This is a genomic window from Amycolatopsis sp. NBC_00355, from assembly GCF_036104975.1.
GTDB lineage: Bacteria > Actinomycetota > Actinomycetes > Mycobacteriales > Pseudonocardiaceae > Amycolatopsis.
In genome coordinates, this window is sequence record NZ_CP107982.1 from 3,038,141 (window position 1) to 3,058,976 (window position 20,836).

The window sequence follows — 20,836 nt, forward strand, 5'->3', positions numbered from 1 at the left end:
GTTCATGGGTGGATCGACGCGATGACCTTAGCGAGCAGGCCACCCGCCACACCTCCTAGCGCGCCGAGGAACAGCGTGGCGAGCGCCACGGTCACCCCGATTCCCAGCCAACCCAGCGCCCCCTGCCACGTACCGTCGATCAGGGTGTAGAGCACCGTCGCCAGAAACACCACGACGTGGCCGGTCAGCGCGGTCACGGCGCCGGTCGTCACGGCCGACGCGACACCGCCACGTCGTGCCGCCAGGAACCCGGCCCCGATGTAGTAAGGGAAGAACAGCACGACAACGATCATCGGGGCCGGCGCGTCCCAGTGCCGCATCGGAAACGCCGACACCGACATCAGGAACCCGCACAGCAGGCCGTACGGGTGGATCGCGCGAGACCAATCACCCGGCAGGGAGTCCATATCCGGCAAGTCGCGGGCGCGCATTGGTGCGTTACTTCCACCGGGCCGCCAACGTGGTTTCGGTGCCTGACGGCGTCGCCGACGGTCTGTCGTACCGCGGTACCACTCGCCGCGCCGGATTGCCTCCCGTGGTACCACGTCGCGGCCCGAATCCCCTCCTACCGTTGAGGAAGTACGGCCCGGGGCAACCGGTCCGCGGATCCAGGGGATGAACGATGATCGAGGCACACCAGCTGACCAAACGGTACGGGGACAAGACGGCGGTCGACCACCTCGACTTCACCGTCCGACCGGGCACCGTCACCGGGTTCCTGGGGCCCAACGGGGCGGGCAAATCCACCACGATGCGGATGATCGTCGGACTGGACGCGCCGACCAGCGGTTCGGTCAAGGTCAACGGCCGCCGCTACGCCGAGCACACCTCGCCGCTGCAGGAGGTCGGGGTCCTGCTCGAAGCGAAATCCGTCCACAGTGGACGTTCGGCGTTCGACCACCTGCTCGCCCAGGCCCAAACCCACGGCATCCCGCGACGGCGGGTCGACGACGTGATCGAGATGACCGGGCTGCAGTCCGTAGCGAAGAAGCGCGCGGGGAGCTTCTCCCTCGGCATGGGCCAGCGGCTCGGAATCGCCGCGGCCCTGCTCGGCGACCCGGCCACGATCATGCTCGACGAACCGGTCAACGGCCTGGACCCCGAGGGCGTCCTCTGGATCCGCAACCTGCTCAGCGGGCTCGCGGCCGACGGCCGCACCGTGTTCGTCTCCTCGCACCTGATGAGCGAGATGGCGCTGGTCGCGGAGCACCTCATCGTCGTCGGCAGGGGCCGCCTGCTCGCCGACACCACCGTGCACGACCTCGTCCGCGACGCCGGCGGCGACACCGTCCAGGTGGCCACCGCGGACCCGGCGCGCCTGCGCGAGGTCCTGGCCGGTCCCGGCGTCGAGATCGCCGGCCGCACCGGTTCCGAGGAGCTGCAGGTGAAGGGCCTCTCCGCGCGTGCGATTGGCACCACGGCCGCCGAGCACGGCATCACGCTGTTCGAGCTGTCCGCGCGGACCGTCTCACTCGAGGAGGCCTTCATGGACCTGACCCGCGACGCCGTCGAGTACCACGGTGTCACCACCGGCATCGACGCGCTCGGGAGGGCGGCATGACCACCTTGCCCCCGGAAGCCCCCACCCGCACCGTCCGCCCGGTCTACCGGGTCACCGGGCGCCACGTCCTGCGCTCGGAGTGGACCAAGCTCTGGTCCCTGCGCTCCACCTGGATCAACCTGGGCCTCGGCCTGGTGTTTCTGGTCGCGTTCGGGCTGATCTCCGCCGCGCGGTACAAGTCGAACATCGGCTCCGGCCAGCCCCTGGACCCAGACTTCGCCGACGCCACCGCGCTGAGCCTGTCGCTCTTCGGAACGAACTTCGCGCAGCTGGCGCTGAGTGTGCTCGGCGTGCTCGTGACCGCCGGCGAGTACTCCACCGGCATGATCCGCTCGACGCTGACCGGGGTCCCGCGCCGGCTGCCGGTGCTGTGGTCCAAGTCGGCCGTGTTCGGCGTCGTCGCGCTGCTCGTCGGCACGATCGGCGCGTTCCTCGCCTTCGTCTTCGGCAACGCCATCGTGGCCGGGACGCCCGCGGCGATGTCGCTGTCGGACGCGGGCGTGGTGCGCAGCCTGCTGGGCACCGGGCTCTACCTGGGTCTGGTCGGCGTGATCGGAGTGGCGCTCGGCGCGCTCCTGCGCTCGGTCGCCGGTGGCATCTCGGTCCTCGTCGCCGCGCTGATGCTGATCCCGGGCCTGATCTCGCTGCTGCCGAAGTCGTGGCAGGGCGACATCAGCCCGTACCTGCCCAGCAACGCGGGGCAGGCGATGTTCGCGCTGACCCACGACGCCACCACGCTGGCGCCGACGGCCGGGATGCTGGTCTTCGTCGGCTGGACGGTCCTCGCGCTGGGCGGCGCCGCCTACCGGCTGGCGCGGTCCGACGCCTGACGCCTCACCGCCGGTGCGGCCTTGGTGCCGCGCCGGCAGTTTTCCGCGACGATGAGCAGGTGAGACCCGTGCACGACAACCAAGCCGCGACGCCGTCGTGGACCGGATCCCCGCTGGTCGCCCGGTTGACGGGGTACGGCCAGCGGCTGCGGCAGTGGGACCGGCGCCACCCGTGGGTCCTGGACCTGGCGGTGATCGCCGCGCTGTTCCTGCTGTTCTGCGTTCCGGACCTCGTCCCGGACGGCGACGACGGGCACGGTCCCGAGGAGCTGCTGCTCACGTTCACCCACCTGCCGGTGGCCGGCACGCTGGCGCTGCAGGCCGGGTTGCTGCTGCCATTGTTCTGGCGGCGCCGGGCCCCCTCGGTCGCGCTGGCCCTGACCGCGGCGGCGTTCGTCGTCCAGTGGTCGCTCGACGTCTTCCTGCGCGCCGACGTCGCCCTGCTCGTCGCGCTCTACAGCGTCACCCTGCACGCCCGGCTGCGACACCTGCCCTGGGCGGGTGCCGGGGTGGTCACGCTCCTGCTCCCCGTGGCGGCCCGGGTCTCGCGCGCGGTGTCGTTCTGGGAGGCCTTATTCTTCCTGCTCACCGCCGTCACCGCGGCCGTCGCGCTCGGGCTGGCCGTCCGGATCCGCCGGGCCCAGCTGGCGAGCCTGCGCGACCGCGCGCGGCAGCTGGAGATCGAGCGGGACCAGCGCAGCAAGCTGGCCGCCGTCACCGAACGCACCCGGATGGCCCGCGAGATGCACGACATCATCGGCCACAACCTGTCGGTCATCATCACGCTGGCCGACGGCGGCGCCTACGCGGCCGACCTCACCCCCGAGCGCAGCAAGCAAGCACTCGAGCTGGTCGGCGACACCGGCCGCCAAGCCCTGGGTGAACTGCGACGCATGCTGGGTGTCCTGAGGGAGAAAGCCGACGCCCCGGAGCTGACCCCGCAACCGGGAATCGGCGACGTCGAGGCGTTGTGCACGCGGATCCGCGCCGCCGGACCGGAGATCCTCCTCCGGTCCGCCGGTGAGCTGGACGCCCTCGATCGCGGGGTGCAGCTGATGACCTACCGGATCGTCCAGGAGGCGCTCACCAACACGCTCAAGCACGCCGGTCCGCGTACCCGGGTCGACGTCCTGATCGCCGTCGAGGGTCCGGCGCTGCGCATCCGCGTCCAGGACACCGGTCCGCCCGAGGCTGTCACGCCGCTCGATCCACCCGCCGAGGAGGGGCACGGGATCGCCGGGATGCGGGAACGCGCGGCCCTGTACGGCGGCACGGTCTCCGTCGGCCCCACCGCCGGCGGTGGGTGGGCCGTGCAGGCGGTTCTGGACCTCACCCCGATCCCCGTCTCGCCCGGCGGTGCGCTGTGACGACCGTGCTCATCGTCGACGACCAGCCCCTGCAACGGTTCGGCTTCCGGATGTTGCTCGACGCGACGCCGGACACCGACGTCGTCGGCGAAGCCGCGCACGGTGCCGAAGCCGTGCGCCGGACCGCGGAACTGCGGCCCGACGTCGTCCTCATGGACATCCGCATGCCCGGTATGGACGGCATCGAAGCCACCCGGCAGATCCTCGCCACCGGCGGCCGGTCCCGCGTCCTCGTTCTGACCACGTTCGACCTGGACGAGTACGCCTACGCCGCGTTGCGCGCCGGAGCGAGCGGTTTCCTCCTCAAGGACGCCCATCCCGAAGAGCTGCTCGCCGGGATCAGGGCGGTCGCGGGCGGCGACGCCGTCATCGCCCCGGCGCTGACCCGGCGGCTCCTCGACACCTACGCCCAGCGGCTCCCGGTCGACCCGACCAGTCTGCGGATCCAGACCGATCCGCGCTGGCAATCCCTGACCGACCGCGAGCAAGAAATCCTCGTGGCCATCGGCAACGGCTGGACCAATAGCGAGATCGCCGAACGCCTGGTGCTGTCGGAATCCACGGTCAAGACCCACGTCGGCCGGGTGCTGGCGAAAGTGGGAGCTCGGGACCGTGTCCAGGCGGTGATCTTCGCCTATGACCTCGGCCTGACCCGGCCGAGCCCACCTAGTTGACCGGCGGGTTTCATGCTTCACGCGCTCGTCGAGGCCGCCCAGACGATCCGACGGATCAGGAGGTATAGACGGACGCAAGCTAGCGGATTCCGTGTGTCCGCACGTCAACTCCAGGTATGCGTTCCTCGGCAGGCGCTGGGCGAGGATCGCGGTGCGCAACTGTGGCAACGAGACACCGGGAGCGGCCAGGATCGGCGGCACCGGCCCGCCGTCCGCCGCAGCAACCGCCGTGCGCCAGGCTCGCGGTCGAGATTCGGGCGCGGGCACGACCCCGAACGTTGCCTCGACGGCGTTCCGCACGGCCTGCAGGTCGATGCCGATCGTGGCGAGCGCGTCGAAGTCCAGGCCGTCGAACACGCTGCGTGGCCCATTCAGCAGGCATTCGGTCTGCGCCGCGCCACCGCCGACCGTTCACGCCGTCGATCAGGTCGCAGACTGCCCGGTCGGCTCGGTCCGAGCAGTAGACCTCAATGTTCGCCTTCGTGACGGCGTACATAGGACCCGGCGCCTGCCACTCCGACGACGCACCAGTCGCCGACGCGGTAGCCGCAGTTGCCGACGGCCAGCACGGCAGAGTTCAGCGCTTACTCCGGCTGCCTCGAAGCCGGCGCCACCCCAAACCGCCGACGGCGACCAGCACACCGGCGACGATCGGCCATAGCGTCCGGAGTGGCTGCGCATGGATCAGGCCGATACCCGTAAACGAAATAACGAGAAAAACAACAAAAGCGACAACGAAGTACTTCCCGTTCCACGCAGTCGATTCGCCTTCAGCCATACCTACCTACCTGTCGAATGGGAGCCGGAGAGCTCGAGGCACCTGTCTCCAGGCGGCCCCGAGCCCTCCAGCGGATACTTGTCACAGTTCAGGTGCCCGACCTAGTTCCAAATCGTGGCGATGGCACCAGCGAGACAGCCGCCAATGAAACCCAGAAACGCTCCCCAAAGGGTACTGAGCCCGGCGATGAACCCACCGCCACCCCAGACCAGACAGCCCCGCTTGGGATGCTGGTTCTCGCCCAGGGCTCGAGTGGCCTCACAACCCTTCATAAGGGCCACATTGCTCCTGGCGAACGGGCTGTTGCAGCCACCCCCGCCGCCACTCGCGCCGCCGCCACCGCCCGCTCTGTGGTACGACCGCTGCACTGGCACGAGCCGCGCTCGGCTGTAGTGACGTGCACGTTGGTAGCTGCGCCGGTAATGGCGGTAGACCGGGCGGTATCGATGGTAGGAGCGGTAGTGACTGCGCCGGCGGGCGCGGTCGCCACTGAGGTCGGTTGCGTTGACCGGGTCCGCGGATACGTAGTCGTAGTCGTTGGCCGAGCCTCCGTCGACCGGGTCGACGCTGAGGAATCGCCCGAGGGCGGGCATGTAGGGGCGGGCACCCATTTCCACGATCGACAGTGCACCGGCGTGCTCAGTGGGTCGCTGGTGCTGGCCGAGCCAGCCGTAGTCCATCTGGCCGGGCTGGTTGTCCGGCAGGTTGTCGGGACTGACGGTGCCGTCCACCAACAGCGGCTCGCCGAAGGGCGTGTAGGTCCGCAGCGGACCTGTTTGGACGCCCGAGGCATCCAGAGTCAGGGCCAGATCTCCCCGGACGGTCGGAGCGTCCCATGTTGCCGGGGTTGCACTGTGGGCGGTGTAGACGGTGCCGCCCGGCAGGCTGACCGTCCGGGTCAGTACTCGCCTCGCGCCGTCCAGCGCGAACGTGGGTGCGTCGCCGGCACCGGTGAACGCGTAAAGCACGTTGGTCTCGGTGTCGCCCTGGCTTGCGCTGCGCTGGGTGATGCGGTCGGTAGCGTCGCGGACGTAGGCGACATCGGCGGGATCAGCGCCTGTGCTGCGCGCCGTCAGGTGACGGTCGGCACTGTCGTAGCCGAGATAGGTGGTCGACCCGCCCGAGGTGAACTCGGTCGTATTGCCGTGAGTGTCGTACTTAAAGCCACTAACAGCAGCGCTGCCGGTGGCGGCGAGCATCCGGCCCGCGGCGTCGTAGCAGTATCCGGTCTCAGCCGTCCCGGCGGAGGTCTGGTCGAGCAGTCGGACCCGGTTGGTGTTCAGTCCCGCGTTGGCCTGGGTGCCGACCGGGCAGGCGGCGGGCGCCGTCGAGGCGAAGTCGTAGGTGTAGTGGTGCCCAGTCACGTAGGCCTCGGTCAGCCGTCCCATCGCGTCGTAGGCATAGTTTTGGCCGCCGGGGCGCGGATCAAGGCCGCCGAGCGACTCGTCGACGACGGTTCCGGACCGGGTGCGGTCGACGTGGGAGACGACGGTGTGGTTGTCGCTGGTTTTCCAGGTGAGCGAAGTGGTCTGGCCGGAATCGTCCCGATCGATCGCGGAGAGGCTCGAGTTGTTGGCGTAGGACACGGTCACCAGCTCGCCGGACGCGTTGTAGCCCGCAGTCGCGAGCACCGTAGCGCCGAGTTTGACCGTTGACGTGCGTCCGGCGTCGTCGTAGGTCGTGGTCGATGTCTGGACTGCGTCGGCGGCGTTGGGCGGGGTCGTTTTCTGCGATGTCTGGCGTCCAGCCAGGTCGTAGCCGGTTTCGGTGGTTGCGCCGCTGACATCGGTGTAGGACACCGGGCGGCCGAGGAGGTCGAGGTGGGTGGTGACGGTGCCGATGTAGTCGGACATAGACGTGGTCAGCGGGTCACCGCCGACGGCGTAGCTGGTTGTCGAGGTCCGCTCGCCGGTGGTCGGGTTGGCGGGAGTCTTGGCCGCGGTGACGCGGCCGCGGGCGTCGTAGGTGGTGCAGATCCAGTCGCCGGACGTCGCCTTCGCGACGACCCGGCCGGACGCGTCGTATACCTGTTCGTCGAGCCGGGCCGGTCCCGCGGCCGGCGTGGCCGAGGTGGTCAGTTTCGCCATTCCACCCTGGTTCACCGCCGGGCTACCGGGGAGGCACGGATTGGCGCGGGTTTCCGTTTCGCCGTAGTAGGAATAGGTCGTGGCTGCCCCGGTGGGCATCGTCTTGGACGTCTTGCGCAGATACCCGCCGCCTGGTGCTTCATAGCCGGTCTTCGCCGTCGCTGTGGCGCTACCGGAGCCGGTGGTCGTACTGGTGGCGAGGGCGTAGCTCGGGTCCAACCCGTCCTGGCCGTACCGTGTGGCAGTGGCTTTGTCGGAGACGCCGTTGGATTCGGATGTGGTGCTGGAGGTGCTGAGTCCGTAGCGCGGGCGCAGCTGCGCGCCGGGAACAAGTTCTTGGGTGCCGCTGGGGGTGGTCCAGTTGAGGTCGAGTTTGGCGTAGCCGCCGTTGTCGTAGTAGTCGATGCGGATCTTCTTGACCTGCCCGGGGGTGTCGCTGTGTACGACGGCTTGGCGCCAGGCGGGGTCGCTGACCTGCCAGTAGTCCATGACGAGCTGGTCGTCGACCCACATGCGGATACCGTCGTCGACGTAGGCCCGCAACGTGTAGTCACCGGAGGCGGGAAACGCGATTTCGCCGTTCAGACGCAGGGAGAAGCCGTCGCTGGAGACGCCGGGGGTGACGTCGTTGCTGTACTCCCATGGGCTCTTGAGCGCGCCGTCGGCGGTGCCGATCCCGGTGGTGTAGGCCTTCGGAGTACCGGTGAAGGTGAGGTTGTCGTAGTAGGCGGCTGAAAGGCCGCTGACGCCTTCGTCGTATCCGGAGTGGGTGTGGGGCACAGTCCCGGAGCAGGCCGTAGTTGGGTTCTGCCCGGTGAAGCACGCCGCGGGGGCGGGGCCGTAGGTGTCGGTGGGGCGGTCTGCATAGTCGTAAACGGTGGTCGACACTCGACCGGCCGCGTCTGTCGAGGTCAGTTCCTGGTCCTTGACGTTCCAGGTGTCGCTGGTGGTCCGCCCGGTCGCGTCGGTGGTCGTCAACGCCCGATCCGCGGCGTCGTAGGTGACTTTGGAGTAGAACCCGGTCGCAGGATTGAGCCCCGCGACATCGACGAACGTCTGGTGATTGCCCGTGTCGTAGCGGTAGGTCCGCCCGGGGCGGGGCTGCCCGATCGCCGCCACGGAGAAGCTGACGTTCGACGCCTTCGGCTTCGCAGCGGCGTCGTAGGTGATCGTCGTGGTCAGGTCACCTTCGCTGGCCTTGCGGCTGGCCGGATCGGCGGCGATCCAGTCGTTGGCGAGACTGTTCCGGGTGCCGGCGAGCAAACCTTGGGCATTGTAGCCGTAGTCGGTGATCTCCGAGCCCGGGTCTTCGATGCGGCCGAGGCTTAGCGTTCCGGTGCCGGTGTACCAGAGTCGGGTCTCGGTCCCGTCCCAGTAAGTGATGCGGCACAGCATCTGCGACGGCGGCAAGGCCGCGGCGCCGGGTGGCGGCGTGACGCCGCCGTAGCAGTCGTCACCAGGACGGTTGTAGTGCAGGACGTGGGAACGCTGCGAGACCGGGTCCTTGATCTCCCGCAACCGCGATAGCGTCCCGTCGTAGAGGTACTGCAGAGTGGCGGGCTTGCGGCTGTCCAGCACGCTGGTCTGGGTTTCGAGCTTGCCGTCGGAACGGAACACATAGACGGCGCCGCCCTCGTTCAGCGTGACCTTCCCGGCGGTGTCGAGTGCGATCGTGCCGTCTTCGTTGTCGGGTGCGGTGTAGCCGCCGGTGCTCTTCTTGGTCCAGGTGTGCTTCGCGCCCGTAGCATCCGTCAGCACGATGTTCTGATCGGTGACTTTGGCCTCGGTGTAGCTCGAGCCGTCACCATCGAGATCGGCCGACAGCGTCCAGCCCTGAGGAAGCACCGGCAGGTCCGAGGTGTACAGCCAGTCCGCAGGGACGATCTGTGGCGCGACAGTGGTGTTGTCGGAGGTCCGGACGAACAAACGCATCTTCGCCGGGCCGGTGACCTCGGCACTCTCGACCTTGATCGGCACCCGCTGGCCCGCGGTCAGCGAGACGTCCGTCGCCTGGGTCCAGTTCAAGTCACTCGGCGTACCGACGTCGTAGACCTTTCCGCCGTTGATCCAAACCACAGCACCGTCGTCGTGGACCCCGGCGAACTGGTAGGTCCCCGTGACCGGGGCCTGGAAGAACCCCTCCCAGCGGGCGACGAACCAGTCCGCGGGCAACGCCGGCGCGAACGGCGAGTCGATGCCCCAGTCGACGTTCACCTGCGGCTCGGTGCGTACTAGCACCGGCTGCTGCGCGTCGCTGATCAGCCCGTTGTGCGACAGGTCGACGAAGTAGGAGGCCTTGAGGCCCTTGTTGTCGACCTGCTGGGAGTTGTAGGTGAACGACAATCCAGCGTTGCCGCCGACGGTCGTGAACGATGGGGTCTGCTCGGCGGTCGACACGTTGCCGTTAGCGAGGTTGACGCTGACCGGGCCGGCTGTGTCGATCGGGGAGGGGCCGTGGTCGCCGATGCGCTGGTCGATCTTGAAGTGGCCGACCCATGTGGGGGTGATGGTGGTGGTGCCGCTGTAGGTCATCGCCTGCCAGGTGTAGGCGACGCCGTCCTGCAGAATCCCGGCCGGGACCGTCCACGTCGGCGTCGTCAGGCAGCCGGACTCGACGACCACACCGGACTTGGCGTCGGCGCCGGTGGCGATGCGGAAGCAGTACTTGACGGCCTCGCCGTCGGGGTCGGTAACCGGGTTGACCGACAACGTCGGAGTCAGCGACGTCGACACCGTGCCGTCCGCCGGGCCGACCAGCGTGGGTGCCGGGGCCGGGGAACCGGTGTCCACCGTGAGCGTGGCGTTGAGGTTCTTGTACGTCCACGTGCCGGCGTTCTCCGCGCCGATCATCATGAAGAACACGTTGCCGTCGCGGGCGTTGACCCGCTCGCGGATGAACCCGGTCATGCCTTCGCCGACGAAGCTGCCGACGTCACCGACCAGGGCGCTGGTCATGTAACCGCCGACGCCGTTGAAGTTGAACGCCGACGCGTGGTATAGGTTCGCGTTCCACGTCTTGAGCGACCCGACGACGCTGGTGTTGCGGGTCAGGTCCATCCGCGCACCGACCACGGTCTTGCCGAACAACGGCGAGTAGTCCATGTGGAAGACGCTGCGGTTGTACGTGTCGCCGTTGGCTTGACTGTTGCCGATCCGCAGACCGCAGGCGTCGCAGTTCGTGCCGTCGGAGCGGTAGGAGTGCGACTCGGTGACGCCGTAGGTGAAGGTCGGGTCGACCGACACCGGGTAGACGCGCTTGGGGTCACGCAGCCAGGTCGGGTCGACCGCGACGGTCAGCCACCAGTCCGAACCGGCCTTCTCCAGTGTGTAGGTGCCGCCGGTCATCGCCGGGGCGGTCTCGCCGTGGCCCGCGGAGTCCCACGTCTCGATCGGCGGGAGCACGATCTTCGCCGCGCCGGCCTTGTCGGCCAACGTGACGGACCCCGTTCTTCTCCAGCTTCGGCGCCAAGTCACCGGTGGTGAGCTTGAACTTCCACGACGATCGCCCGTCGGCCGGGGGACGCTTGAGCTTGATTGTCTCCTTCACCGCGCCCGGCGTGACCTCGTAGTCCAGGTCCGTGCCCGCGGCGACCTCGGGGTAGGTGACCGAGTCGCCCTTGACCGCGGCGGTGGTCGGGGCGGCCTGGTCCAGGGTCAGGCCGGCGGTGTGACCACCGGACTCGACCTGCAGCACCGCGGCGTCGTTGGCCTTGGTAGCCAGGGACGGGCTCAAGGGGTGGTTGTCGGCGTCGGCGCGCTTGGTCGCCGGGTCCATTTCGAGGGTGGTCTGGACCGGCTGCCACTGGCCGTGCTCGTCCTGCACGTTCATCGGCTGGTTCGACTGCCGCACCGAGTGCGTGCCGTCGGCGTTGACGTACTCGGTGGTGAACATCGTCCGCGACACCAGCGTCGAGCGCTGCGGATCGAAGTGCGTGCCCGCTCCCCCGTCCAGCCGGCTCTGCGCCGCGAAATCCGCCTTCGACGGCGTCTGCGGCGCCACCGGCGCGGGTGCGGCCGACGGCAGCAGGCCGACGTCACGCGGGTCGATCGGCTTTGCCGTCGCCGGGGCTCGTGGCGGTGCGGCGACCGCCTCTCCCCCGCCGATCAGCAGCGCGGCGACGACGATCAGGACGATCGCTCTGGCCCGTCGGGTCATCAAGGCATGCGAAAAGCGCAGCACTACAGAATCCCTCCCCCTGCAACGCGGTAATTCCGCATTGCACCCCAAACCACCCGCAGTGGGCGAATGCCACTGCAGGTGATATTGGAACAAAACGGACGCTTGCCCGTTTTGTTCGCCTGAGCAGCGAATTCATGACCGCTCGCACCCAGCATCGCGCAAACCTCACACCGGCGTTACATCGGATAATGAGATCAGCGTCACAATTCCCCGCACGGCCGCGATGCCGTAGAAGGCCCACGAGACACGAAACGGAGCCAGCTAAGATCCCCACCGTCCGCCGTCGCCGGACCTCACCCCGTCCAGCTGGCAGGAGAGCCATGTCCCAGCGCACCACCCTCGCGGCTCAGACTGGTCCGGACGTGACCGCACCGATCCCCCGAGTCTCCGCCGACACTCCCGACCCGACACGACGGCGGCTCGCGATCCCCGCCCTATGGGCGTTTACGGTCCTCCCGTTCGGCCTCGCGCTCCTAGCTGCGGTTCGCGCACCACGGATGCATGTCCTGCTCGACTACTGGCACGTCTTTGCCAAAATCACCGACGACAACGGCAACCTCCTGCTCGGCCAGGTGTTCACCTATCACCTCGACCAGCCGTTCGTCGTGCCCTCGCTGCTGTTCTACGCCGACGCGGCGTGGTTCGGCGGCGACAACCGAGTCCTGACGGTCCTGACGATCGCCCTGCTCGCGATCGCCGCGCTGGCGCTGCGTTCGATGCTGCCACAGCAGCTCTCACCGACAGTCCGGGGCGCGTTGACCGCCGGAATGGCGTGGCTGCTGTTCTCCTCTCACGCGACCGAGTTGTGGTTACAGAGCACGAACGGCATCAGCTGGGCCCCCGCGGTGACGTTCTGCACAATCGCGATCGCATGCGCCCACCGCGGCCGTCTTGCGGTCGCATCAGGTGCTGCCTTTCTCGGGTGTCTCAGTTTCGGTGCTGCCTTGCCGATCTGGTTCGTGATCGCCTTCATCCTCTGGCTGCGCAAGGAATCTCGGCTCCGCGTCGCGATACCTGCTGTGGCAGGTGTCGTCATCGTCGCGGCGTGGTGGCTGACCAAACCCTCCGAGGCGCAGTCGGGCGCGACGGCCGCTTTCGACCCGGACGGACGGCTGTCGGTCATCGCTGCGGCCGTCGGAGGGTTGTGGTCCGCGGACATCGCCGTCGTCGCGGTCATCGCCGGCGGCCTCACGATCACTCTGCTCGGCCTGCTGTTCAGCCGGACGCTCGACAACCGCCATCACCGAACGGTGAACAGGGACGCTGGCTGGCTCGGCTTGACGCTCTACGCGTTCGCCCTGGCGCTGATGCTCGCGCTGGGACGGACCACCACCAACGTCCCCGGCGGCAACGTCGGGCTCATCAGCCGCTACGTCCTCGTCGCCGCGCTGGCAACGATCGCACTCATCGTTCTGACCACTATGCACCGTCCACAGTGGTCACGTCGCTACCTCGTAGCCGGTGTCGTTGCGCTGTCATTGATCACGCACGCGATCGGCGGCGGCAAAGCGGACCAGGTCCACCGCAGCTACGCTCCACTCAATCTCGCCGCCATCGCGCTTCGCGTCGACGCGCCGGCGGCGCTGGACGCACTCCACATCCAACGCGGCGCCGCGCCCGCCGCCCGCGCGTTGAACGCTTACCCCTTCAATGACACCTTCACCCTCGGTTGCCACGGGCCCGAACTCGGCAGCCGCCTCGACCTGACCAACGCCCAGCCGCTGGCCCACGGCGCGATCGACACCCCGACGCGCGAAAGCGGCACCATCATCACCGGCTGGGCCGAGATCAACGGCACCACACCGGACTGCATCCTCGTCACCGACTCCACCGGTACCGTGACCGGCGGCGGGATCACCGGGCTGCCGCTCACTGCCGGGCAGACGGCCACGGCATCTACAGGCGGTACGTCATGGCAAGCGACAGCAGGCCCGACGACCGCACCGATTGCTGTTCTCGCCGTCCGGGACGGTCGTCTTTACAAAATCGGCTGATACCCAAAGGAACAGGCAGAACTACCGTAGTTCAGCCACGTCCGTCGTCGATGCCGTGTGGCTCGAAACCGTCGGCCGCGAACCCGTGCACCGCGCCGACGACCAACGCGGCCGTGATCAGGAGTCCGATGAGGACGGTGAGCGCGAGCAGCAGCCGCCGTCGGCCCGGGGCAGGTTCGGGAGCACGTCCGAGCAGGACCGCGAGATCCGCGGCGAGGTTCCGGCCCGCCGCGGCCAGGATCGGCCGCCAGCCGTTCGGCTCGTTCCGATCCGGGCCGGGCAGATCCGCCGTCACGCCGGTGAGTTCGTGGCGGAAACGCGCCGCCTCGATCCGGGCCAGCCGTTCCTCGACCTCGTCCATCGTCAGGCGGCCTTCGCCAGCCGCGGCGTAGAGGACGACCCGGACCTGCTCACGTTCCGCATCCGAGCAGCGGATCCCCTCGGCTGTCGTGGAGCCGGCGGACAGGGTCGCGCCGAGCACACTCTCGCTCATGTTCTTCTCTTTTGCGTCGGTGAAATCCGTTTCCAGCGAGGTTAGCCGCGGAATACCGCCTCGATCGCGGTCCAACGTTAATGTTCGATGAGAGTTGGGCGGCCCCGCCCGGACCTCGACTACAGTCACGGTGTGTCATCAACTCCGGGCGAAGGGACGCGAGGGTGCACCTGGTGATCGTCGACGACGAAGCTGCCGTGCAGGACTCGCTGTCGCGGACGCTGCGGTTCGAGGGTTACACCGTCTCCGTCGCCGGGGACGGCGTGGCCGGGCTCGAGCTGATCCGCGGCGAGGCGCCCGACGGCGTGCTGCTCGACGTCACCATGCCGCTGCTCGGCGGCCTCGAAACCTGCCGGGTCCTGCGGGCCGAGAGCAACCCGGTGCCGATCCTCATGCTGACCGCGCGAACTGCGGTCACCGACCGGGTCGCCGGCCTCGACGCCGGGGCCGACGACTACCTGGCCAAGCCGTTCGCCCTGCAGGAGCTGCTCGCCCGCGTCCGCGCGCTGCTACGCCGCACCGAGTACAACACCCCGACGCCCGCGGTCCCGTCGTCGACGGCGTTGCGGTTCACGGACGTCACCCTGGACCCGGCGACGCGGGAGGTGTTCCGCGGCGACCGGCCGGTGCACCTGACCCGCACCGAGTTCGCGATGCTCGAGACCTTCCTGCGGCACCCCCGGATCGTGCTGACCCGCACCGCGATGTTCGAGCACGTCTGGGGCTACGACTTCGGCACCGCGTCCAACGGCCTCGACGTCTACGTCAGCTACCTGCGCCGCAAGCTCGAAGCCGAGGGTGAGCCCCGGCTGCTGCACACGGTGCGCGGCGTCGGCTACGTGCTGCGCGAAGAGCCACTGTGAGAAGAGCCTCTGTGAAGCGGGTCCGCTGGAAGACGCTCTCGCTGCGGTCCCGGCTCGGAGTGCTCGTCGCGGCGGCGGTGGCCGTCGCCGTCGTGCTGGTGTCGGCGATCTCCTGGAGCATCACCCGGGCCGACCTCTACGACCAGTTCGACGCCCGGCTGCAGTCCTACGCCCAGCTCGCCGCGAAAACGTCGTCGCCCGCCGAAGCCCTTTCGACGCTGTCCTCCGCCGACGGCCGCGGCTCCGGCATGGGCTCCGGCCGGGGTGGCGGGCTGACCGTGCAGTTCTTGTCCGCGACCGGCGAGATCACCGGCACGGCGGGTGCGAAGCCCGTCATCCCGGTGCTGCCGCCCGACGCACCGGTCGCCGCCGGAGAACTCGACCGCACCTCCGACGTACGCCGCATCGAAGGCGACCGCTTCCGGGTCTGGACGGCCCAGCGCGCCGGCGGCGGCGCGGTCCAGGTCGCCCAGGACTCCGAAGACGTCGAAGACACGTTGGCGCGGCTGGGGATCTGGCTGCTGGTGGTGTCCGTGGCCGGGGTGCTCGGGGCGACGCTGGTGGGCCGGGCGATCGCGCGGTCGGCGTTGCGGCCGGTCGACGACCTGACCGCGGCGGCCGAGAACGTCGCCCGGACCCAGGAGCTGTCGGCGGCCATCGACGTCGCCGCGTCCGGCGAGATCGGCCGGCTCTCGACCGCGTTCAACGCGATGCTCGGGGCGTTGAGCCGTTCCCGGGACGAGCAGCGGCGGCTGGTGGAGGACGCCGGTCACGAGCTGCGCACGCCGTTGACGAGCCTGCGCAACAACATCGAGCTGCTCATCCACGCCGAGGCGAACCCGCAGCGGCAGTTGCCCGCCGAAGACCGCTCCCGGCTGCTGGCCGACCTCGACACCCAGGCCGTCGAGCTGACCGCGCTGATCGGTGAGCTGATCGAGCTGTCCACCGGGGAACGGCCGAGCGAGGCCGAGGAGCGCGTGGCGCTGGCCGACGTCGTCGGCTCGGCGGTCGAACGCGCCCGGTCGCGGTGGCCGGCGGTGTCCTTCGACGCCGAGCTGGCCGGCGCCGACGTGCTCGCCCGGCCGGCCGCGCTGGAGCGGGCCGTGCTGAACGTGCTCGACAACGCCGCGAAGTGGTCACCGTCCGGTGGGATCGTCCGGGTGACGATGGCGGTGACGTCCCTCGCGGTCCGGGTTCGCGTCGATGACGAGGGCCCGGGGATCGCCGAAGCCGACCTCTCGCACGTGTTCGAGCGGTTCTACCGGGCCGACGCCGCCCGCGCGCTGCCTGGCTCGGGGCTGGGTCTGGCGATCGTCGAGCAGGTGCTGACGCAGCACGGCGGCCGTGCCGAGGCCGCGCGCGCCGACGGCGGGGGCGCCCGATTCGATCTGGTGCTCCCCCTGGCCGCTTCTTAAGGAAACCGCGCGCGATCTTCATCGAACTCTCATGCGGACCCAGCAGCTTTGAGGTGTGACTCCACGGTCCACGCTTTCGCCCTCGCCGCTGGCGACGCTGACGCTGGTCGCGGCGCTCGCCGCCCAGGCGATCATCGCCGGGCTGACCCTCGGCTTCGCCGGGAACGTCGACCCGCTGCGCGACCCGGTCAGCGACTACGCCTGGCACGGCGGCGGCCGGCTGCTGTTCGCGGTGGCCGTCGTACTCCTGCTCGCGGCCGCCGCCGCGCTTGCGGTCGCCGCCCACCTCGCCGCGCTGCCCCGGACACCGCTCGTGAGCAGCCTATTCCTGCTGTGGACGGCCGGGCTCATCGTGGTACTGCTGTTCCGCAGCAACCTCAGCACCGCGGACCCGACGGCGTCCGGGGAGATCCACCGCGCCGGCGGGGCCGTGCTGTTCGCCAGCCTCCCGCTGGCCGCGTGGACGCTGAGCACGCGGCTGCGGACCGACATCCGCTGGCTCGCCGCCGCAACCACCCTCCGACGCGGCGCGGTCGCGGGCATCGTGACCGCGGCGGCGTTCGGGCTGGCGCAGCTCGTCGGCTGGCTCCCGGCCGGCCTGCTCGAACGCGTCGCGCTCCTGGCCGAGTTCCTGATCATCGCCACGATGGCGACCGCGCTGCGGCGGGCCGTCCGATGACCACCCTCGCCGTCGCCTGCGCCATGCTCGCCGCGGTCCTCTTCGCCGCGGCGGCCACCCGGCAGCACGACGAGGTCGCGGGCCTGGCGGTCGAAGGCACACCCCGGCTGCGCACCCTGGCCCGGCTGCTGCGGTCGCGCGGGTGGTGGACCGGGACGTCCCTGGCGACCGGCGGGAGCCTGCTGCACGTCGTCGCCCTGTCCCTCGCGCCGCTTCCGGTCGTCCAGCCGCTGGGCGTTTTCAGCCTCGTCCTCACGGTCGTCTTCGCGCGACGGGCCCGCGATCGCCGGGTCCTCGGTGCTGTGGTCCTGGTTCTGCTCGGGGTCGCGGGTTTCGTGGCGCTCGCGGCGTCCACCACCACGGAACCGGTGATCAGCTGGGGAACCGCCGAGTCGGTCGCGGTGGCCGGGTTCGCGGTGGCCGCGGTCGTCTGGTTCGCCCGCGCGAGCTGTGCAGTCCTCGCCGGGGCCGCGGCCGTCCTCTTCGGACTCGGCTCGGCGGTCGTGCACGCCGCCGTCACCCAGCCGCTCGCGGCGGCCCTCCTGCTCGGTGCGCAGGCGCTGCTCCTGCTGGGCGCCGGCGGAGTGGTCCTGCACCGCGCCTACGCCGCCGGGCACACCGCCGTCGTCGTCGGGACCACGACCGTGCTCGACCCGCTGACCGCCGTCACCGTGGCCGCCGTGGCCTACGGCGAAGCACCCCATCTCACCGCGGCCACCGCGGTGCTCGCGGCCGCGGCCGCTCTCGTCGCTCTTACCGGTGTGCGTGTGCTCGCCGGTGCTCTTCCGCGGAACCCGCCACCAGTCAAGGAGATCTCCGTGCCCTCGTCCGGCCTGCGCGTCCTGATCGGCGCCGACACCTTCCCGCCCAACGTCAACGGCGCGTCGTTCTTCGCCGAGCGGCTGGCCCGGGGCCTCGCGCGGCGGGGTCACGACGTCCACGTCGTGTGCCCGTCCGCCGGCGGCCCCTCGCACACCGAAGAACGCGACGGCTACACCGTCCACCGAGTCCGGTCCCGGGCCATCCCGTTCCACACCGACTACCGGTTCTGCACACCGGGCGGCGCCCGCAAGGAAGTCGGGCCGTTGCTGGACCGGCTGCGCCCCGACGTCGTGCACGTCCAGGCCCACTTCGGCGTCGGCCGCGCGCTGCTCGAGGCGGCGGCCGAACGCGAGTTGCCCGGCATGGCCACGAACCACTTCATGCCGGACAACCTGCTCGGCTACACGCCCTTCCCGAAGCGGGTCAAGGACTCAATCGCCCGCTGGGCCTGGCGGGACCTGGTGCGGGTCTACCGCGACGCGCGGATCGTGACCACCCCGACTCCGCGGGCCGCCGAGGTCCTCGCCGGGATCGGTCTCGACCGCCCGGTCCAGGTCGTCTCCTGCGGGATCGACCTCGCCCACTACGCAGCCGGCAGCCGCCGCTCCGACGGGCCGATGTCGGTGCTCTTCGTCGGGCGCCTGGACGCCGAGAAGAACATCGACCAGCTGCTGCGCGCGCTGGCCCCGCTGCCGCACGTGCGCGCGGACCTCGTCGGCGACGGCACCCGCCGGCGGGACCTCGAAACCCTCGCCGCGGACCTGGGCATCACCGACCGCGTGACCTTCCACGGTTTCGTCTCCGACGCCGAGCTGGTCCGCCGCTACGCCGCGGCCGACGTGTTCTGCATGCCCGGCACGGCCGAGTTGCAGAGCCTCGCCACGATGGAGGCGATGGCCGCCGGGCTGCCCGTCGTCGCGGCCGACGCGCTCGCCCTGCCACACCTGGTCCACCACGGTGGCAACGGTTACCTGTTCGAGCCCGGCGCGATCACGACGATCTCGCGGTGGCTCGCCGAGCTGGCGGCCGATCCCGCGTCCCGCACGCGGATGGGCGAGGCGTCCCGCACCATCGTCGCCGGTCACGAAATCGACCGCGCCCTGGACGCTTTCGAGGGCCAGTACCGGATCCTGCTCGGGCTGCCCGAAGCGGCCGTCGCAAGCGAACCGGCGGTGCCGCAGACCGCGTGATCGGGAGGCGGAGGGTAAGCGTTCGGCTAACGCCGGTTGCCGAGCGCTTACCGGCTCCGTGTGACAGTGCGGTGTCCGTGCCGCCGTGACATCGGAGAACCTCCATGCCCGAACGCAGTCCCCTGCCGGCGGGGAAGCTCTCCGACCTGGCCGATCGGGTGGCCGCCCAGCTAGGTCCGGCGATGCTGGCGGAGGACGCGTCGGAGCCCGATCCGCTGGTCGTGGCCGCGTGGCACGCGATGAACGCCTTGCAGCGCGTCGCCGAACTCCTGCCGGGCGGGCAGCTCGCCGGGGAACCCGATACCAGCCTGCGCAGCTTGAACGACCTGGCCTCCCGCGGGGAGAACATCGTCCAGGCGGCCATGGAAAGCCGCATCGCCGAGGCCTACGACGCGCCCGTCGTCGAGCGGTCCGGCCCACCGGACACCGCGAAACGCGAGACCGCCACCGTCCACCTCACCTTCGCCGGGGACCGGGCACTGTTGCTCGAACTCGAAGGCTGCGCTCAGCCCGGCGAACCGGTGCGCCTGGCCGGCCGAAGCACGTCGGCCCTGCGGCAGCTGGACTCCCTCGCGCGGCAGGCCGTCACCGCGGCGGTGGCCGAAATCGCCCACGTCCTGGTCTCGACGCTGTCGGAAGCGCCGCGAATGTAGTACATTTCGCGTAGTACGCAGCGTATACTATTCGCGCCATGGCTCGCACGCTGCGGATCCTGCTCGTCGTGGCCCTGCTGATCGTCGTGGGGCTCGGCGCTTACGTCGGTTACGCCGCGATCCGGGCGGCGCAACCGGTCACGCTGCCCGCGCCGACCGGCCCCCACCCCGTCGGCCGCACCATCACCGAGTGGACCGACCACGCCCGCCTCGACCCGCTAGCACCGCAACCCGGTTCACCACGGCGGCTGTCGGTCTGGCTCTGGTACCCCGCCGCTCCGGCGGCCGAGGCCGGAACCGCTCCGTACGCGCCCGGAGCGTGGGCGGGACTCCATCTCGACGGCGCACTGGCGTGGAGCGAGACCGGCTTCGACGACGTCCACGTCCACGCGGTCGCCGACGTCCCGGTCGCGGCCGGCCGGTTCCCCGTCGTCGTGCTGGAACCGGGTCTGGGATTCGCCGCGCCGCAGTACACCGCGATCGCGGAGAACCTCGCCTCCCACGGGTATCTGGTCGCGGGCGTCACCCCGACCTACAGCGCGAACCTGACCGTCCTCGACGGAACCGCCGTGCCGTCCGACGAAGCGGGCAACCCCTCGGCGTTCGACACCGCCGACCTGCACGCCGGGCAGGCGCAGGTCGCGGGCGACCGGCTGGTCGACGTCTGGGCGGCCGACGCTCGCTTCGCCGCGGCGCAGACCGCGGGACTTCAGGCGCAGGGCCGGTTCGCCGGTCACGTCGACACCGCCGCGACCGTCTACATCGGACATTCCTTCGGCGGCGCCGCGGCCCTCGAAGCCTGCCGGTCCGACCCGCACTGCACCGGCGCCGCCGACCTCGACGGCACGCAGTACGGCGCCGTCGTCCACTCCGGACTCACCAAGCCGCTGCTGCTCATCGGCAGCCAGGACTCCTGCGTCACGGGAACCTGCGAGCCGAGCGCCCCGGGTGACCAGGCCGACCGGGACGCGGCCCGGTCGCTGGTGAACGCCGGTACCGGTCCCGTCTGGTGCTACCGGATCCGCGGGGCCGAGCACTTCGACTTCACCGACTACGGCGCCTACTACTTCGCCGCACCGGCCGGATTCCTGCTCGCGCTCGGCTCGATCGACGGCGACCTCGCCCTCGCCATCGTCAACGCCTACCTCGGCGCGTTCGTCGACCACGCCGTCAGCGGACGCCCCGCCGCGCTGCTCGCCGCACCTTCGCCGTACGCGGAGGTCGAGGTGCAGCGCACGGCCTCCTGAGCC

The 20,836-nt window shown here is 70.0% G+C and carries 16 protein-coding genes; 11 read left to right on the forward strand and 5 right to left on the reverse strand.

Annotation, left to right across the window (positions count from 1 at the left end):
* Positions 1-2: 2 nt before the first annotated feature.
* A complete protein-coding gene (locus tag OHS18_RS12740) occupies positions 3-431 on the reverse strand; it encodes a hypothetical protein (RefSeq protein WP_328617115.1) in 429 nt (142 codons plus the stop codon).
* Between the two features lie 191 nt (positions 432-622).
* Here OHS18_RS12740 and OHS18_RS12745 point away from each other — a divergent pair, with 191 nt between their 5' ends.
* The 4 genes from OHS18_RS12745 (at position 623) to OHS18_RS12760 (ending at position 4,432) form a co-directional block, all read left to right on the forward strand.
* Positions 623-1,561 carry an ABC transporter ATP-binding protein gene (locus tag OHS18_RS12745; protein WP_328617116.1) on the forward strand — a complete coding sequence of 313 codons (939 nt, stop codon included), beginning with the start codon at positions 623-625 and terminating at the stop codon, positions 1,559-1,561.
* Positions 1,558-2,391 carry an ABC transporter permease gene (locus OHS18_RS12750; protein ID WP_328617117.1) on the forward strand — a complete coding sequence of 278 codons (834 nt, stop codon included), beginning with the start codon at positions 1,558-1,560 and terminating at the stop codon, positions 2,389-2,391. The genes OHS18_RS12745 and OHS18_RS12750 overlap by 4 nt, the downstream gene beginning before the upstream one ends.
* Before the next feature lie 68 nt (positions 2,392-2,459).
* Positions 2,460-3,758, forward strand: coding sequence for a sensor histidine kinase (locus tag OHS18_RS12755; protein ID WP_328617118.1), 1,299 nt, complete (start codon positions 2,460-2,462; stop codon positions 3,756-3,758).
* Positions 3,755-4,432, forward strand: coding sequence for a response regulator transcription factor (locus OHS18_RS12760; RefSeq protein ID WP_328617119.1), 678 nt, complete (start codon positions 3,755-3,757; stop codon positions 4,430-4,432). Before OHS18_RS12755 ends, OHS18_RS12760 begins: the two co-directional genes overlap by 4 nt.
* A 577-nt stretch (positions 4,433-5,009) precedes the next feature.
* Here the strand turns inward: OHS18_RS12760 and OHS18_RS12765 are convergent.
* From OHS18_RS12765 to OHS18_RS12775, 3 genes are all read right to left on the reverse strand, one after another.
* Positions 5,010-5,210, reverse strand: coding sequence for a hypothetical protein (locus tag OHS18_RS12765; protein WP_328617120.1), 201 nt, complete (start codon positions 5,208-5,210; stop codon positions 5,010-5,012).
* 101 nt (positions 5,211-5,311) lie between these two features.
* Positions 5,312-10,642, reverse strand: coding sequence for a PA14 domain-containing protein (locus OHS18_RS12770; protein WP_328618515.1), 5,331 nt, complete (start codon positions 10,640-10,642; stop codon positions 5,312-5,314).
* The gene (locus OHS18_RS12775) at positions 10,560-11,453 is read right to left on the reverse strand and encodes a hypothetical protein (RefSeq protein ID WP_328617121.1); all 894 of its coding nucleotides are present in this window, start codon (positions 11,451-11,453) and stop codon (positions 10,560-10,562) included. The genes OHS18_RS12770 and OHS18_RS12775 overlap by 83 nt, the downstream gene beginning before the upstream one ends.
* Before the next feature lie 344 nt (positions 11,454-11,797).
* Between OHS18_RS12775 and OHS18_RS12780 the strand changes: the two genes are divergently transcribed.
* Positions 11,798-13,471 (forward strand): DUF2079 domain-containing protein, encoded by a 1,674-nt coding sequence (locus OHS18_RS12780; protein ID WP_328617122.1) that lies wholly within the window; start codon positions 11,798-11,800, stop codon positions 13,469-13,471.
* Positions 13,472-13,502: 31 nt separating this feature from the next.
* On the opposite strand, the gene OHS18_RS12785 is transcribed toward OHS18_RS12780, so the two are convergent.
* Positions 13,503-13,964 (reverse strand): DUF1707 SHOCT-like domain-containing protein, encoded by a 462-nt coding sequence (locus OHS18_RS12785; protein ID WP_328617123.1) that lies wholly within the window; start codon positions 13,962-13,964, stop codon positions 13,503-13,505.
* Positions 13,965-14,128: 164 nt separating this feature from the next.
* On the opposite strand from OHS18_RS12785, the gene OHS18_RS12790 reads away from it, so the two are divergent.
* From OHS18_RS12790 to OHS18_RS12815, 6 genes are all read left to right on the forward strand, one after another.
* A complete protein-coding gene (locus OHS18_RS12790) occupies positions 14,129-14,827 on the forward strand; it encodes a response regulator transcription factor (RefSeq protein WP_328617124.1) in 699 nt (232 codons plus the stop codon).
* A gap of 11 nt (positions 14,828-14,838) precedes the next feature.
* Positions 14,839-16,242 (forward strand): HAMP domain-containing sensor histidine kinase, encoded by a 1,404-nt coding sequence (locus OHS18_RS12795; protein WP_328617125.1) that lies wholly within the window; start codon positions 14,839-14,841, stop codon positions 16,240-16,242.
* 55 nt (positions 16,243-16,297) lie between these two features.
* The gene (locus OHS18_RS12800; protein WP_328617126.1) at positions 16,298-16,921 is read left to right on the forward strand and encodes a DUF998 domain-containing protein; all 624 of its coding nucleotides are present in this window, start codon (positions 16,298-16,300) and stop codon (positions 16,919-16,921) included.
* The gene (locus tag OHS18_RS12805; protein ID WP_328617127.1) at positions 16,918-18,933 is read left to right on the forward strand and encodes a glycosyltransferase family 4 protein; all 2,016 of its coding nucleotides are present in this window, start codon (positions 16,918-16,920) and stop codon (positions 18,931-18,933) included. Before OHS18_RS12800 ends, OHS18_RS12805 begins: the two co-directional genes overlap by 4 nt.
* A 104-nt stretch (positions 18,934-19,037) precedes the next feature.
* Positions 19,038-19,586, forward strand: coding sequence for a hypothetical protein (locus tag OHS18_RS12810; RefSeq protein ID WP_328617128.1), 549 nt, complete (start codon positions 19,038-19,040; stop codon positions 19,584-19,586).
* Between the two features lie 38 nt (positions 19,587-19,624).
* Positions 19,625-20,833 (forward strand): alpha/beta hydrolase, encoded by a 1,209-nt coding sequence (locus OHS18_RS12815; protein WP_328617129.1) that lies wholly within the window; start codon positions 19,625-19,627, stop codon positions 20,831-20,833.
* Positions 20,834-20,836 lie beyond the last annotated feature (3 nt).

Excerpts from the sequence above, each read along its gene's own strand:
- OHS18_RS12740 (WP_328617115.1), bottom strand. The coding sequence starts at position 431 with ATGCGCGCCCGCGACTTGCCGGATATGGACTCCCTGCCGGGTGATTGG.
- OHS18_RS12745 (WP_328617116.1), top strand. The coding sequence starts at position 623 with ATGATCGAGGCACACCAGCTGACCAAACGGTACGGGGACAAGACGGCG.
- OHS18_RS12750 (WP_328617117.1), top strand. The coding sequence starts at position 1,558 with ATGACCACCTTGCCCCCGGAAGCCCCCACCCGCACCGTCCGCCCGGTC.
- OHS18_RS12765 (WP_328617120.1), bottom strand. The coding sequence starts at position 5,210 with ATGGCTGAAGGCGAATCGACTGCGTGGAACGGGAAGTACTTCGTTGTC.
- OHS18_RS12770 (WP_328618515.1), bottom strand. The coding sequence starts at position 10,642 with ATGACCGGCGGCACCTACACACTGGAGAAGGCCGGTTCGGACTGGTGG.
- OHS18_RS12775 (WP_328617121.1), bottom strand. The coding sequence starts at position 11,453 with ATGACCCGACGGGCCAGAGCGATCGTCCTGATCGTCGTCGCCGCGCTG.
- OHS18_RS12780 (WP_328617122.1), top strand. The coding sequence starts at position 11,798 with ATGTCCCAGCGCACCACCCTCGCGGCTCAGACTGGTCCGGACGTGACC.
- OHS18_RS12785 (WP_328617123.1), bottom strand. The coding sequence starts at position 13,964 with ATGAGCGAGAGTGTGCTCGGCGCGACCCTGTCCGCCGGCTCCACGACA.
- OHS18_RS12805 (WP_328617127.1), top strand. The coding sequence starts at position 16,918 with ATGACCACCCTCGCCGTCGCCTGCGCCATGCTCGCCGCGGTCCTCTTC.
- OHS18_RS12810 (WP_328617128.1), top strand. The coding sequence starts at position 19,038 with ATGCCCGAACGCAGTCCCCTGCCGGCGGGGAAGCTCTCCGACCTGGCC.
- OHS18_RS12815 (WP_328617129.1), top strand. The coding sequence starts at position 19,625 with ATGGCTCGCACGCTGCGGATCCTGCTCGTCGTGGCCCTGCTGATCGTC.